Annotated in this window: 13 protein-coding genes and 1 pseudogene; 8 read left to right on the forward strand and 6 right to left on the reverse strand. The window is 69.2% G+C overall.

From position 1 onward, the window contains the following. From ACFYUS_RS34630 to ACFYUS_RS34640, 3 genes and pseudogenes are all read right to left on the reverse strand, one after another. Positions 1 to 239: pseudogene (locus tag ACFYUS_RS34630) on the reverse strand (hypothetical protein); the annotation flags it as partial. Positions 240 to 487: 248 nt separating this feature from the next. Beyond that, positions 488 to 1,132 (reverse strand): GAP family protein, encoded by a 645-nt coding sequence (locus ACFYUS_RS34635; protein WP_388861448.1) that lies wholly within the window; start codon positions 1,130 to 1,132, stop codon positions 488 to 490. Between the two features lie 268 nt (positions 1,133 to 1,400). Beyond that, the gene (locus ACFYUS_RS34640; RefSeq protein ID WP_388861450.1) at positions 1,401 to 1,877 is read right to left on the reverse strand and encodes a DNA glycosylase AlkZ-like family protein; all 477 of its coding nucleotides are present in this window, start codon (positions 1,875 to 1,877) and stop codon (positions 1,401 to 1,403) included. Between the two features lie 827 nt (positions 1,878 to 2,704). Here ACFYUS_RS34640 and ACFYUS_RS34645 point away from each other — a divergent pair. Continuing rightward, complete coding sequence (locus tag ACFYUS_RS34645) at positions 2,705 to 4,168, forward strand: catalase (protein WP_388861452.1); 1,464 nt, start codon at positions 2,705 to 2,707, stop codon at positions 4,166 to 4,168. 86 nt (positions 4,169 to 4,254) lie between these two features. Continuing rightward, on the forward strand, positions 4,255 to 4,644 hold the full coding sequence (locus ACFYUS_RS34650) for an ankyrin repeat domain-containing protein (RefSeq protein WP_388861454.1): 390 nt from the start codon (positions 4,255 to 4,257) through the stop codon (positions 4,642 to 4,644). A 438-nt stretch (positions 4,645 to 5,082) separates the two neighbouring features. On the opposite strand, the gene ACFYUS_RS34655 is transcribed toward ACFYUS_RS34650, so the two are convergent. Then, a complete protein-coding gene (locus ACFYUS_RS34655) occupies positions 5,083 to 5,472 on the reverse strand; it encodes an SsgA family sporulation/cell division regulator (RefSeq protein ID WP_388861456.1) in 390 nt (129 codons plus the stop codon). A gap of 1,013 nt (positions 5,473 to 6,485) precedes the next feature. Next, the gene (locus ACFYUS_RS34660) at positions 6,486 to 6,626 is read right to left on the reverse strand and encodes a hypothetical protein (protein WP_388861458.1); all 141 of its coding nucleotides are present in this window, start codon (positions 6,624 to 6,626) and stop codon (positions 6,486 to 6,488) included. Between the two features lie 774 nt (positions 6,627 to 7,400). Here ACFYUS_RS34660 and ACFYUS_RS34665 point away from each other — a divergent pair. The 5 genes from ACFYUS_RS34665 (at position 7,401) to ACFYUS_RS34685 (ending at position 12,382) form a co-directional block, all read left to right on the forward strand. Further along, a complete protein-coding gene (locus ACFYUS_RS34665; protein WP_388861460.1) occupies positions 7,401 to 7,763 on the forward strand; it encodes a hypothetical protein in 363 nt (120 codons plus the stop codon). A 177-nt stretch (positions 7,764 to 7,940) separates the two neighbouring features. Beyond that, positions 7,941 to 9,029 (forward strand): hypothetical protein, encoded by a 1,089-nt coding sequence (locus ACFYUS_RS34670; RefSeq protein ID WP_388861462.1) that lies wholly within the window; start codon positions 7,941 to 7,943, stop codon positions 9,027 to 9,029. Positions 9,030 to 9,738: 709 nt separating this feature from the next. After that, complete coding sequence (locus ACFYUS_RS34675; RefSeq protein WP_388861464.1) at positions 9,739 to 9,930, forward strand: hypothetical protein; 192 nt, start codon at positions 9,739 to 9,741, stop codon at positions 9,928 to 9,930. A 450-nt stretch (positions 9,931 to 10,380) separates the two neighbouring features. After that, on the forward strand, positions 10,381 to 11,262 hold the full coding sequence (locus ACFYUS_RS34680; RefSeq protein WP_388861466.1) for an alpha/beta fold hydrolase: 882 nt from the start codon (positions 10,381 to 10,383) through the stop codon (positions 11,260 to 11,262). A 490-nt stretch (positions 11,263 to 11,752) separates the two neighbouring features. Beyond that, positions 11,753 to 12,382, forward strand: coding sequence for a hypothetical protein (locus ACFYUS_RS34685; protein ID WP_388861468.1), 630 nt, complete (start codon positions 11,753 to 11,755; stop codon positions 12,380 to 12,382). 246 nt (positions 12,383 to 12,628) lie between these two features. Here the strand turns inward: ACFYUS_RS34685 and ACFYUS_RS34690 are convergent, their stop codons facing one another. Then, complete coding sequence (locus ACFYUS_RS34690) at positions 12,629 to 13,054, reverse strand: hypothetical protein (RefSeq protein WP_388861470.1); 426 nt, start codon at positions 13,052 to 13,054, stop codon at positions 12,629 to 12,631. Between the two features lie 205 nt (positions 13,055 to 13,259). On the opposite strand from ACFYUS_RS34690, the gene ACFYUS_RS34695 reads away from it, so the two are divergent. Continuing rightward, positions 13,260 to 14,306, forward strand: coding sequence for an aldo/keto reductase (locus ACFYUS_RS34695; protein WP_388861472.1), 1,047 nt, complete (start codon positions 13,260 to 13,262; stop codon positions 14,304 to 14,306). Positions 14,307 to 14,320: the final 14 nt, after the last annotated feature.

Genomic DNA, 14,320 nt, shown 5'->3' on the forward strand with positions numbered 1-14,320 from the left:
AGGATGTCGTCGACCAGTTGCACGGTCGACCAGACGGCACTGAGGGCCAGAACTCCCACCAGGGCGATCGACATGCTCCGCAAGGCGGCCGTACGCCGGTCGATCCGGCCCGGGTCGCCGGGGAGCAGGAGGGTCAGCACCATGGCGGTGACGACGGCCGCCGCCATCGGCCATCGCGGTTCGCCGAAGGTCTCGTCCGGTCTCGGGCTCTCGGTCGTCTCTGGGGTGCGTCCGGGCATGGTGGCGGCCCTAACGGTCGAGTGGGGAGTGATGGTGCTGTCCTCCCCTCGGAAGGTATAGCCGCCGGGCGGGCGGACGTCGGATCCCACGCGTGGTGCGCGACAGCGCCGGACCCGACCCCGAGAACAACCGGCCCCCGCACCCGCAGGGAGCTTCAACGTCTTCCCGCGCCTGCGCTGGCCCGAACAGCCCGCCCTCACCGGCGACTGGCCACCCAGCCGACACTGCGACGCACCAGCTGCCTGCGTCAGGCGACCAGCTCGTAGATGCTCCGGGCCGTCAGCCACAGGCCGACCAGCAGGGAGAGCGTGACCAGCAGCTGTTCCTGGTGCTGCTCCAGCCAGCTCCGTAGGGCGTTCAAGCGGGCGTGCGCGGCCGCGGGCACCCAGACCGTGTACATCTCCATGACGATGAGGCTGAGTGTGGCCAGCAGGCAGTAGCCGGTCAGTACGAGCCAGTCGGTCAGGGTGGAGAGGTCCGCGTCGATGGCGGTCGCGGCGCCGGCGCCGACCAGGCCCCAGGGCTGCAACAGCCACGCCAGACCGGCTGCCGCGACCGGGGAAGCGTTGTCGATCTGGGCGGCCCAGCGTGGCGGGCCGTGCGGGCGGGGCGGTCGGCGGTGCCGGTACGCGCCGAACGCCACCAGTGCCAGGCCGATGGCGAGTTTCGCGGCGATCGTGGCGGTCGAGGGTGCGCTATGACGGGCCGGGGGCTGACCGCCGGTCAGCAGCACGACGAGGGCGATCACCGCGATCAGGTTGGCCAGCCACGACAACAGGAACGCCAGACCCTGACGAACGCCGCGCCGCGAGGAGAGCAGCAGGATGAAGGCGCTGTTGTGCAAAGGCCCGAGGGTGATGGCCGTACCGATCACAATCAGGTCGAGGACCATCGGACCAGTCGCTCCTGGGTCTCGGCGCTGTTCGCCACGTATGGACAGAGAGGGTAGGGGTGAGGCGTTGCTACGGGACGGCGTTCCGACTCTGCAGGCGGCTGCCCGGCCGGTCAAGCAGGCCACGCCCGTGAAGCCTTGTCGGTCCGTTCGAAGGCGCACCGTCGATTACGCCTGCATCGGCTTCACCGAGGCGACGGCGAGGCGACGCCCGGGCGCCGCCGGACATCCCTTCAGTCCGGCCGCGTCTGCCCGGTCTGCAGCCCGGTCAGAACCACGGTCCAGAAGCAGTACACGGAGCGATCCCCGCTGCCGTCGCCTGCAGGACCACCTCGACCACCGGATCGTCCAAGCACAGGTCGTCCAGGTGGCGCTCCGGCGGTCCACGAGGAGATTGACTCGGCTGCCGTTCCCGATCCGGCACAGGTTGCGCGGCTCCCCGCGGCAGTTGCTCAGCAACGCGGGCGGGACCCTCATCTGGAGGCGTTCTTCGGCTGCATCTACTACGCGGTGATGCGGCCCGCTCGGCTGCGGTGTAGCGGTCCTCGTCCCAGCCGGCCGCGTCCCGGAGCTGGCCCATCGCCTTTGCCCGGTCCATAGAGGCGTCCCGGCCGACGGCGGCCTGGACCACCGGGGCGAGAGCGGCTGGGAGGACGAACATGGTGCGCCTCATGCACCGTATCCGCGCCAGCGTCCGCTCCTCGTACAGCGCCCGTGCCACCGCCGGGACGCCCGGGTCGGCCATGCGGGGCGGCGGACAGGAACACGGTGGCCGGGTCGGTCGCGTGCAGCCCAGTGAGGGCTGCGGCGACCTCTTCCGGAGTCAGCACCCGGGTCGATCCCGCCCAGCAGGTGCCTGCGCCCCTGGCGGGCGCGGCGCTCGTCTGGCGTGACACGGCGGCGGAAAGTTGGCCAGCGCGTTTCCCTGGTGGAGGAAGGTCAGGCCGCCGAACATCTTCTTCGCGACCACTCCCTCAGGCTCAAGCCGTTCCATCACGCGTTCCGCGAGTACCTCGTCGTAGGCCATGACTCCACCCTGCGTCGGGCAGCCCGGAAGGGCCTGCTGTGGTCATCGTTCCCGCTGGTTCCTGTTGCGGCCACCGGCGGGCAGCGGGGTGGTCGGGAGGCCGAGATCACCCCTCCCGGCCGCCCTACCGGCTGTGGTCAGGAGCGGTCACCGGCCGGTTCCTGACCCTGGCGGTGGGGCTGGAGGAGCTGGTGACGGAGTCGGTGCGGCGTACGGGGCTGGAGAGACGGATCTCGGTCGCCGGCCGTCCGACCGCCGAGACCGACCCCCCGGCGCTTGGACCGGGTCGTCAGGAACCTGATCCTCAACGCGCACCGCCACAGGGCGGCGTCGGTGGGGATCACGGTCGACGGGACGACGATCGAAGTGCGGCGCGCGATCACCAACCGGGAGACACATGGCTCCCTGGAACACACCTTGACGTAGATATGTTTCACCATAGGATGTGTGCCGCAGTGTGCCGCAGGGTTGCTTGCAGGCACACTGCGGCCGGCCGGGGCCGACATGTCTTGGACAGGCGAGGAAAACTCACCGAGGAGCGAGCTATGCCCGAGGACGATCAGAAGCCGTTGACCACGGCTGCCGGCGCGCCGGTGCCCGACAACCAGAACTCCCTCACGTCCGGGCCGCGCGGACCGATGCTCCTGCAGGACGTGTGGTTCCTGGAGAAGCTCGCCCACTTCGACCGTGAGGTGATTCCCGAGCGCCGGATGCACGCCAAGGGTTCGGGTGCCTTCGGTACGTTCACCGTCACCCACGACATCACCCGGTACACGAGCGCGAACGTCTTCTCCGAGGTGGGCAAGAGGACTCCGCTGTTCGCCCGGTTCTCCACCGTCGCGGGCGAGCGGGGCGCCGCCGACGCCGAGCGTGACATCCGTGGTTTCGCCCTGAAGTTCTACACGGACGAGGGCAACTGGGACCTGGTGGGCAACAACACGCCGATCTTCTTCTTCCGTGATCCGCTGAAGTTCCCCGACCTCAACCACGCGGTGAAGCGCGACCCGCGGACCAACCTCCGCGACGCGGAGAACAACTGGGACTTCTGGACCCACCTTCCCGAGGCCCTGCACCAGGTCACGATCGTGATGTCGGACCGGGGCATCCCCGCCTCGTACCGGCACATGCACGGCTTCGGATCCCACACCTACAGCCTCGTCAACGCCGAAGGTGAGCGGTTCTGGGTCAAGTTCCACCACCGTACCCAGCAGGGCGTCAAGAACCTCACCGATGCCGAGGCCGAAGCGCTCATCGGCAAGGACCGGGAATCCCACCAGCGCGATCTCTTCGATTCCATCGAGAGCGGCGACTTCCCGAGGTGGAAGCTGTTCATCCAGGTCATGCCGGAGGCCGACGCGGAGCACTACCGCTTCCACCCCTTCGACCTCACCAAGGTCTGGTCGAAGAAGGACTACCCGCTGATCGAGGTCGGCGAGTGGGTACTCGACCGCAACCCCGACAACTACTTCGCCGACGTCGAGCAGGCCGCGTTCAGCCCCGCGAACGTCGTTCCGGGCATCGGCTTCTCACCCGACCGCATGCTCCAGGGCCGCCTCTTCTCCTACGGTGACGCCCAGCGCTACCGCCTCGGCGTCAATCACCACCAGATCCCCGTCAACGCCCCGAAGAACCCGGTGAACTCCTACCATCGCGACGGCGGCATGCGGGTCGACGGCAATCAGGGATCCACCCCGGGCATCGAGCCCAACTCCTACGGTCGCTGGCAGGAACAGCCCGCCTACCGCGAGCCGAGCCAGGCCGTGGGCGCCGTCGCCGACCGCTTCGACTACCGCGCGGACGACGACAACTACTTCGAACAGCCCGGCGACCTGTTCCGCCTGATGACCCCCGAACAGCAGCGGGCCCTGTTCGAGAACACGGCCCGCGCGATCGACGGAGCTTCCCGGCCGACCGTGGAACGGCACATCGCCAACTGCACCCAGGCCGACCCGGCCTACGGCGAAGGCGTCCGCAAGGCGGTCGAGGCCCGGGCAGCCGGTCGCCCCTGACGCCGGACGTCAGCCACCGGCCCGGCGCGAGCACCACACACGCCCGTGCCGGGCCGGCCTCGACCCGACCACGAGAAGGCGCGTACATGACGAACCGCGGCGGCCTGACTCCGGAACAGACCCGGCGCGTCCTTGTCATCGCCGCGGACCTGGCCCGGACCGGCAGCACAGGCGAACTGGAGGAGTTCGTGGAACACGGCCTCCCGGTCGACGCCGCCGACACGGCCGGCAACACCCTCCTGATGCTCGCCGCCTATCACGGCCACGCCGACACGGTACGCGCCCTGCTCCGGCTCGGAGCCGACCCGGACCTGTGCAATCACCGGGACCAGACCCCCATCGCCGGAGCCCTGTTCAAAGGCGCTGACGAGGCGGTCGCAGTGCTGTACGCGGCAGGCGCGGACCTGGACCGGGGCACACCGACCGCACGAGCCGCCGCGGCCCTGTTCGGCCGTGCCCATCTGCTTGCCGACTGATCCACGGCGGGCTCGGCGGTGAGCCTTCGGGGAACTTCGTGGCACTTAGTGGCACTTCGGGGTGCTTCAGGGGACTTCGAGGCATGAGGGCCCCGGCATCAAGAGGGCGTCGTCGACCGTTGTGCCCGGCGCGATGCTTCCGGCCGCCTCATTCGCCCTCCCGCGTACGGACAGCGCGTCGACCAGCGGCCGGTACGCCGCGCCACACCGCCCCTCCGCGCAGAGTACTTCAGGGAGGGTCGCGCCCATATGAATACGTATTTCATGGAACGTGAAACACGTTCCGATCGGTGAGTCATTCATGACGGCATCGCGGCGCGGCGTATGCCGTCCTGATGCCGGTGAGGAGGGCGGCAGGGAAGCCGTGGTGATGGAGTGAGCACCGCATCGGGGACGAGAGGTCCCGGAGTTCCCCGCGTGTCATCGCTTTCGGCCGGTTCAGTCTGTTTGTGCCTCGGGGGCACGGAGCAGTTCCGTGGCGGCCGTGTTCCAGTCGACCTCGGCGAGCTCGGCGCCGGCGGGAACGAGCCGGTAGGTGCACTCCAGCCACTTGGCCAGTGGTGGCACAGGCAACTCGAAGAGAGCGGCTACGTTGCCGGAGGTCAACTGGAGCCATGCGGTGGTCCGCTCCTCCAAGCCGGATGGCCAGATCTGGATGCTGCCGAGCCCGCTCATCGAGTAGAGCCCCTGCTGAAGGAGGTCGCGGCCGATACGCCACTGGACGCTCGGGCCGCCTTCGACGACGAACCGGACGGACACGGCCCAGGGAGTGCCCGGTGCGAACCGGAACTCCGCCCTGACGTCCTGCCGGGTCGCGATGGTCAGCACGCGTTGGATGTTCAAGGTCAGGTGAAGGGGGTTTCCCACCGTGCTCCGGCGGGCCTGCACTCCGGATCGTTTGCCGCTCATCTTACGGATGGGTCCTTCTCTGTGATCGGGCGGAGCCTGCTCCGGGCCACTCTGTTCGATGCGAGGGCGTCGTGCATAAGTAACTTGACCGTCAAACGTCCCGCGGGTCCTGCCGCTCGCCCGACACCGCCGAGCTTCCGGCTGTTCGGAGACAAGGGCGGCTTGCTCGGGCAGGTGGCGAGCACGGCTTCGAGCGGTACGCCGGGGTCAAAGCCAGGTTCCTCACCACTGACGACCCCGTCCAGACGCTGCGCGACGCCATGGGACACGCCCATCGTCTTCGGGCTCGCGCACCCCACGTCTACTCGCTCGTCCACGGCCGGCTGCGCCCCGGCCGCATGCCGTCGGCCGGGGCGTTCACGCTCCCGGCACCGTCTCAGAGCGCCGGCAAGGCTGTCGGTGGCACCGCGCGGACCACCCCGCGGAACTCCTCGCCTCCATCGACCAGGACGACACCGCGTTGCTCAGCCCTGGCGCGGGGCTCCTGCTGCGAGAGTCGATCAACCGCCTGGCCGACACGCATCTCAGCGGAGCATGATCCGCGGAGGGGCGACAGCCAGTACACCCGTGGCCGCTCGGAAGAGCGGCACGAGCACGCGGAGCAGCCGTGAACGGCGACCGCATCGGCCGCTCGCGGCCACCGACGCCCGGCCAGGTGATCGATGCCCTGACCCGTACAACGAGCGCCACCTCGATCCGGTCCAGGTGATGATCTCCGCGGCGGCTCTGGAACGCGATGCCGAAGGGGCACTCGTGCAGGTCGCCCGGGCCTACCGCCAGGCACTCGGCGTGCCGGCCGTGCGGCTGGAGGAACTCGGGGCAGCGTGTCCCGGAATCAGCCGGCAACGAGCCACGGACATGCTGTGGTTACTGCTCAGGCTGTCACCCTGGCGGCTGTTCGTCGTGGAGCGAGGCCGGACCTGGGACGACAGTCACACGTTGGCGTACTCGGTCCACCAGTGGCCGTGGTCGTCGCTCCTGCCCACTGTGCCGATCTCGCGCCCGGGCGCGGCCGTGTGGGTGGTGATCCGGTACAGCCCCTCGATCGAGAACTGGCCGAGTGAAAGGACCACGGCGGCGGCACTGTATCTCAGTGCCCTCTTCAGTTTTCTCCGGAGGGCGATGAGGCTGCGCAGAAAACGGCTACGGCCGAAAAAACCAGAAGGCGTGCAAGGGTGCTGCGAGAGGGGACAGGGGTACGAAATGCGCACGGCTTGAGTTCATGACGATTCGGTAAATCAGGTCAGGATCGTTTTCCGGCCATAGCCATGAAGGCGATGAACCGGACGGTCGACCGCAACCGTTTCCCCGGTGTACGCCCCCGGACGTGGAGGGCGGGAACGCGGCGCTCGCGCGGCGGCGCCGTCGGCGAGTGGAGATGCGATGACGGAGGGGATCTCAAGCCGCGGGAGACGGGGATCGCCGGCCGGCGGACTCACGATCGCGGCCGGAGTGGAGGGCGAGTTCTGGACTTCCCCGAGGCCACGGAGAGGGCACCTGCGCCTCCGGGCCGGGCCCATGGGGACCCCCGCCGTGCAGGAACTGACGCTGTCCGCCCTCGACGCCCGCGCGTCGACAGCCGACCGGTTCTCGGCCTGACGGGGTCGGACGCCGCCGCGCCCCACACCAGGTCGGCGGCGGGGGCCCGGCATGGCGGCGGCATCACAGGCCCGACCGTCGCACGTGCCGGTACCCCTTTGAATTTCTTTACCTCGGTCGCGCGAACCGGGGGGATTGAAATTTCGTTGGCCCCGTTCGGCATTGCTCTCCAATGTCCGCATATTTATCGTGATCCGGTCGATTCGATCAATCGGCCTCAGGCGTGATGCATACGAAAGGGAGTCATCGTGAATCTGATGAAGAAGGTCATGAGCGGCGCCGGTCTGGCGCTGGCGGCGGGCTCGCTCGTCGCCTCGTCCGCGGCGACCGCTTCCGCCGTGCCGGCGGGCGGCGTCATCCAGCTGTGCACGCAGAGTTACCTCGGTGGGGCCTGTACGTACGAGACCTCTTCCGTCCCCAACATGTCGTGGGCCAGCGAGGGGAACTTCCAGGACGACATCTCCTCCATCAGGAACTACTCGGGGAGCAAGTGGTGCTTCTGGACCGACAACGGCTACTCCGGAATCAAGGGGGAGTTCCAGAACAACTACACCTGGAACACCCTGAGCTATCCGTACGAGAACTCCATTTCGTCGGGTCGCCCCTGCTGACCTGAACGGCAGACCTCCGCCGGTCGAGGCGGTGCGGTGCTGTGTGACCTCCGTGGATCCGGAGGTCACACAGCACGCGCGACCGCAGCGGACCGGCGTCACCCTCTCCCGTCGCCGAAGCCCGAACCTCCGGAGAACCTGAATCCACATGTGTGTCGTTCCTGAGAGCAGGCGTCCATGAGGTGGCTGCGCCGCCCCACGCCGGCAGGTGCCGTGCTGCTCACCGTCCTGCTGTCGGGAGCCGCCGCCGCTTGCGCCGGCCCGGACCAGAAAGGTGCCGCGGCCGCCACGACCGACCCCGTTCCACAGCACGAGCTCACGTACAACCTGAAGAAGCTGCTTGCGCGAGAGGGCGTGACGCGGGCGACGGAGACTCCGGTTCCCCAGGGAACCTCGTCGGCCACGACCGCTCTCGAACTGAAGAGCGGCACGGGAGACGGGCGCGTCCAGGTCGTCGTCAACCGGCTTCCGGTCCCGGTCTCCCCGCTGTACTCGGGCTGTCCTGACAGCGCATTCCATCCGTACAGCACCTGCACGGTCAGGAAACACCGTGGCGCCGACCTGGCACTGGACAGGTCGCCGATCGACGAGTCCGCACCCGCCGGCGCGCAGCGTTGGACGGCCGCCCTCACGTTCGCCGACGGCCGGCAGGTCGTGGTGACGGAGGCCCCCGCCGACCGTGCGCGGAGCAGGGCGGTCACAGGACCGGGGCTGCCGCTGACCTTGCAGGAACTCACCGACATGGCCGGATCACCCACCTGGGACCCGTTCCTGGCCTCCCTCTCCCAGCCGGACAGCCGCCCTGATCTGCAGGTGAACCAGACGGCGCCGGCCCAGCGGATCACCGAGACCCTGACCGAGCTGCTTCCCGGAGCACTGAAGGTCGCCGACCAGGGAGGCCAGCCCGGATACGGCCACGTCACCGTGGACGACGGACGCGGCAAGTGCCTGGTCGCGGTGACCGTACAGAGGTGGAAACCCGGTGACTCCACCATCGAGGACCTCTTCTCCGCGGCGGCGCGACTCCCGGACGGCACACGCATCACGACCAGTCGCTCAGCGGCGAAGAACGGTGGCAAGGGGGCGGTCGAGTGGCGCGTCGACCTGCTGAGCGGAGACGGTCTGCGGGTGGTGGTCAGCGAACTCAACACCAGGGCCCACCTGTTGCCGGCCACACGCACCACACCGGCGGTGAGCGTGGACCGACTGACCGACCTGGTGCGCAGCAGCACATGGCGCAAGGTGGCAGACGCGACCCGTTCCTGACATCGCCCGGGTGGTGAAGGCCGTCACCGCCCTCATGCCGGCCGCTCCGGTCATCCTGCCGCAGCCGGCGGCTGCCCGGCCGGCCACCCCGGCGCCGGCCACCGACGGCCCCCGGGCGCCCATCCCGAAACCGACCTCGACCGCAGCACGCGCAGATCGGAGCGCCCGCTCTCGGGCGGACCGGCGATCAGGGGAGAGGCGTCAAGTCGGCCGTCCTGTACGCCGGAGCCGACACCGGTCATCCCGTCCGACCGGCCGCACATCCGTGGCGAGGGACTTCTCCGGCCGTGCCTCCGCCGACGACGCCTTCGGCCACGGAACCCATGTCGCATCCATCGTCGTGGGCAGCGGCGCCGCGTCCCCCGGCACCGCAAGAGCGTGGCACCCCGGGCAGACCTGCTGATCGCCGGTGTGGGCGACGAAGTCGTCGCCGGCGGGCTCGGCCCGAGCCGGCGCACTCTACAGCGCCGGGTACAGAGCCTGATGCAACGCCCGGCAGCGGCCACCCGCATGCAACCGTCATGGCAGGCGGCCAAGCGTGGGCGGGGGTGACCGACACGCGCTGCTGGAGCCGTAGTGCTCAGCACACCCGCCAGGCACGGAGACACATCATGCGTAACCATCTTGACTGGTTACACGTAAAGGGGCAGGCTGTTGTTCGTCCGGAAATCAGGACACGATCACTGATCGACAGGAGAGGAGACGGACCATGGACAAGGCAGTCACGACGGACGCCGCGGCGGTCCGACAGGCGCGATTCGGCGCGCTCCCGGAGCGGATCCGCTTCGAGGACATGGCCGAGGGCGCCGACATCGACCCGGACTCCAAGGGCAGGTCCTCGTACAACCCTGAGGCCTCGTGGAACCACTTCTCGTGCGTGGCCGTCGACCTGGCCCTCTGAGCTCCGGTCGACGCGACCGGGGCAGCCGATGCGCCATCTCTACCCGAAGGGCGAACCATGGAGAAGGGCCTCTGTGCCCCCGCGCGGACGGGGAAGGACCGGAGGACACTCCAGGCCCCTCGGCGCCGGAAGAACCGTGACGACCGACGTGAGCCGAGCGGGGAGGACAGCATGCCCGTACGCCTTCTGGCGGCCATGATCCATCTCAGTCTCTTCTTCTGACTCCCGCGGGGCGGCTCGTGCCGGGCGTACGCGCGCACCAACATGTCTCGTGTCGACGAGAGGGATGACGTGATCAGCAGACGTAGAGCGGCCCAGGCCGTGGCCGCAGGCACGGTCGGACTTTCCGGCGCGGCTCGGGCAACAGCCCTGGCTCAGGGACCGGTCTCCGGGGCTTCGTCCGCAGGAAGGGAGGCACGGACGGATCAGGGGTTGGGGCCGGTACGCCACGTGCGCACCGACTTCCTGGACGTCGCCTACCACGATGTCGGTCCGGCCCACGGTACGCCGACGGTCCTTCTGCATGGCTGGCCCTTCAGCCCCGTGGGTTCCTACGCTCAGGTGGCACCGGCGCTCGCCGCCCGCGGCTTTCGGTGCTACATCCCCTACCTGCGCGGCCACGGCGACACCACCTTCCGTCGCAGCGACACCTTTCGCTCCGGAGAGCAGGCCGCGCTGGGCGCGGACCTGATCGCGTTCATGGACGTGCTCGGGATCCGGCGGGCTCTGTACGCCGGATACGACTGGGGCGGGCGTGCGGCCAACGTCGCCGCGGCGCTGTGGCCCCACCGCTGCTCCGGCCTGGTGTCCGTGAACGGCTACCTCATCCAGAACCTCGATCTCGCGGAAGAGCCCCTCGCGCCGTCCGTCGAGTCGGGGTACTGGTACTTCTTCTACTTCCTCACGGAGCGGGGCAAGAAGGGCCTGACGCGCAACAGGAACGATCTGGCCCGAGTCGTCTGGCACCGCAACTCTCCCGAATGGCAGTTCACCGAGGCGGAGTTCGCGCAGGCCGCGGAGCTGTGGACCAACCCCGACTACGTCGACGTCGTCCTGCACAGCTACCGTCACCGGCTGGGTGCCGCTCCCGGTGAGCCCCGGTACGCGAAACTGGAGCGCCGGCTGCTGGAGCAGCCGAAGATCACCGCACCGACCGTCACCTTGGACGGGAGGGCGGACGGTGTGACGCCCTGGACCGACGGAAGCTCCTACGCGCCGCACTATGCCGGACCGTGGACGCACCATGTGGTGGACGGCGCGGGCCACAACCTCCCTCAGGAGCGACCGGAGGCCTTCACCGCCGCGGTCCTGGAGGTCCACGGCATGCGGTGACCCCCGACCGGACCCGTACACACCCTCATCCAGCCAGATGTGTCCAGGCACTCGGATCGGTGCTCGGGCACAGTCGCGCGGTCGTCCTGATCGACGGCGAGGCGGGCACCGGCAAGCCCCGGCTGCTGTGTGAGTTCCTGGCGTCCCAGGTCGAGCAGGGGTGACGTGCCCTGGTCGGCGCCTGCCTGGAGCTGTGGGTGTCGCACACACTCGGGGCCGTGGGCGCATCACATGACAGCCGAGGCGACCATTCACCTGACCGAAGGCCCTCCGGTCGTGTTTTTGACAGGTGACACGTGTGCCGGGATGCTGAGATCCTTTGGAGGCGCGGGTGGAGGCGCGGGACAAGTGCGTGGCGGGCCGCCACGTTCACCCGACGCCGAGCCGTCGCCGGCCCGGCGACCGTCGGCGGAGTCCGTTCTGCCGTGCGGCGCAGCCGGCCGGGCGACTCGCCCCACGGGTCGCCGTACTGGTGAGGGGGAGGAGTCCCGTGTACGTTCTGGTCCCCGACGACCCCGTGTTCTTCGCGAAGTTCCAGAGCCTTGAGGAACCGCTTCTCCGCCATCTGTACCGGCTCCACAGCGGAGGGCTGGACTCCGACGACGAGCGGATCATTTCTGACGCCTACGACAGTTGGGTGCAGGTCCTGCTGAAACTGCCGCTGTGGTCCGAATGGCACACGGGCAGATCCACCACCGACCCGGCTCCCGGCAATCCGGCGCGATACGTCCTGTACGGCACCGGCGGTGACCAGCTCACCTGCCTGTACCCGATCGAGGTGACCGCGGCCGAGCTCGGGCACCTGACGGCCTGCCTCGACCTGTTCACTTCGCAGGACCGGGTCCGGCCCGGGACGCCGGCCCAGGAGGGCGCCGAGCAGTCGGAGACGGACCGAGGGCTCACCGACGTCCTCCGCCGCGTTCTGCAAGTGCTCCTGCTGCCGCCCCCGCAGCGGCTCCTGGCCATGCTGCGCCAGGTCATGCTCCCGGAAGCGGCCGGCTCCGTGACCCTGCCCGCCGAGCAGGAGAGGGAGTACCGGCGTTTCTGCGAGGACATCGTCACCATTCTCAGTCCGGGCGACACCTTCGCCTACCGCAGCCATCGGGCCATGTACTTCTGAGAACCGCGGTCCCCGAACCGGCGCCCGGCTCAGAGGGCACCTGATCACCGCTCGGGATCTCTGCGGCAGGGCTTCGTAGTGACGTGCCGGGCGGCGGTGACCTGGCCGTAGTGGCCGCTGTTGCCTCTGATTCCGTTCGGAGCGCAGGTGTCGCCCGCCGACATGACGAAGAGGGTGCCGGTCTCGGCGCTCAGCCGGGTTCACCGCCACGCTCTCGGGCCGTCCCGTCGGACGGTGTGGGGGATCTCAGGCCCAGTCGAGGACCTTGGCGCGCTGGTCGCGGGAGGGAGGCCCGCTCCCCGCCCGTGAGGATCCAGGAATCCTGGCCCAGCTCTCGTGGGAGAACTCCGTCCAGCCGGATGTGACGGTGACGGCGTTCCAGAAGCCGGTCGTGCGCGTGCGGTCCTGGGTGAGGGCCGCCGCCGGCCTCCGAGTCGTGGGCCTCGGCCCGCCCGCCGCCGGACCGGTGACGACGACCGCCCCGGATGTCCCGGAGGGGTGACGGGTGGTGACGACGTCACCGGTGGCCAGGGTGACGGTGTGTGTGCCGGACGGCACGTGATCTGCCGCGGGGACGACGGACGGTGAGCCGGCCGAGGCGGTGAGCGGAGTCGCGAGGGCCAGGACGGTCGCGCCCGTGACGACTGCCGCGCACCTACGTCCTGCGTACACGTGTGTGTTTCTGGCGCGTCCAGCGTCGACCGGCTGCGCCGTATCCCCGCTGCCTTTACACATGGGTTCGCCCATGTGACCTGCATCACTCCAGGGTGTCAGGAGTGGACAAGAGGCCAGTGGGTCTTTAATTTTGAGTGCATAAGGTTCCAGTGGCCTCTTAAGTGGGCTCGGGCAGACTTCAGGAAGCAGGGTGGTTCAGGCCATGAACGAAGACCTCGCAGCCGTAGCCCGTACGCCGCTCGGCGGCTCTGGTATCTCGGTGCGGCCGGTCGGCCTGGGGCTCATGGGGATGTCGCAGTTCTACGGAGCGGCGGACCCGGATGCCTCGGTCGCCACCATCCGCGACGCGATCGACCTGGGTGTCGAGCTGTTCGACACCTCGGACTACTACGGGGCGAGCAGCGCGATCCCGGGGCGGCCGGTGGCCGGCTTCGGTCACAACGAGGAACTGCTCGGGCGGGCCCTGCAGGGCCGCAGGGACAAGGCGGTGGTGGCGACCAAGTTCTCCGCCCGCCCCACTCCCGAGGGACGCAGCCTCTTCGACGGCCGGCCCGAGTACGTGAAGGCCGCCTGCGAGGCCAGCCTGCGGCGGCTCGGAACGGACCGGATCGACCTCTACTACTACCACCGGCTCGATCCCACCGTCCCCGTCGAGGACACCGTGGGCGCCATGGCCGAACTGGTCGCCGAGGGCAAGGTTCGCGCGATCGGCCTGAGCGAGGTCAGCGCGGAGATCCTGCGGCGCGCACACGCCGTCCACCCCGTAGCGGCCCTCCAGAGCGAGTACTCGCTCTGGGAGCGCGGCGTCGAGGCAGAGGTACTGCCCGAGTGCCGCCGCCTGGGAATCGCTCTCGTGCCCTACAGCCCCCTGGGGCGCGGCATGCTCACCGGAGCCTTCCGGCTCGGCGCCGAGTTCGACAGCGACGACTTCCGTTCGACTCTCCCCAAGTTCCAGGGCGAGAACTTCGAGCAGAACCTGCGGCTGGTCGAAGAGCTCGAGCGGTACGCCGAGGGCATCGGTGCCACCGCCGGCCAGATCGCTCTCTCCTGGCTGCTGGCCCGCCACCACGACATCGTCCCGATCCCCGGCTCCAGGCGTCAGGCCTACGTCCGCGCGAACCTGGCGGCCACCTCGGTCCGCCTCAGCGCCGACGACGTGGCCCGCCTGGACGCCCTCTTCGACCCCGCGCGGGTCAAGGGCGGCCGGTACGGAGCCCTCGACGTCCGGGCGAGCGACACCGGCAAGTGAGGCCCGGTGGCCGC

The sequence above is a fragment of the Streptomyces sp. NPDC004284 genome (assembly GCF_042874035.1).
Classification (GTDB): domain Bacteria; phylum Actinomycetota; class Actinomycetes; order Streptomycetales; family Streptomycetaceae; genus Streptomyces.

Bases quoted from the DNA above. Each gene is read 5' to 3' on its own strand.
- ACFYUS_RS34635 (WP_388861448.1), bottom strand. From the start codon at position 1,132: ATGGTCCTCGACCTGATTGTGATCGGTACGGCCATCACCCTCGGGCCT.
- ACFYUS_RS34640 (WP_388861450.1), bottom strand. From the start codon at position 1,877: ATGGCCGACCCGGGCGTCCCGGCGGTGGCACGGGCGCTGTACGAGGAG.
- ACFYUS_RS34645 (WP_388861452.1), top strand. From the start codon at position 2,705: ATGCCCGAGGACGATCAGAAGCCGTTGACCACGGCTGCCGGCGCGCCG.
- ACFYUS_RS34650 (WP_388861454.1), top strand. From the start codon at position 4,255: ATGACGAACCGCGGCGGCCTGACTCCGGAACAGACCCGGCGCGTCCTT.
- ACFYUS_RS34670 (WP_388861462.1), top strand. From the start codon at position 7,941: ATGAGGTGGCTGCGCCGCCCCACGCCGGCAGGTGCCGTGCTGCTCACC.
- ACFYUS_RS34675 (WP_388861464.1), top strand. From the start codon at position 9,739: ATGGACAAGGCAGTCACGACGGACGCCGCGGCGGTCCGACAGGCGCGA.
- ACFYUS_RS34695 (WP_388861472.1), top strand. From the start codon at position 13,260: ATGAACGAAGACCTCGCAGCCGTAGCCCGTACGCCGCTCGGCGGCTCT.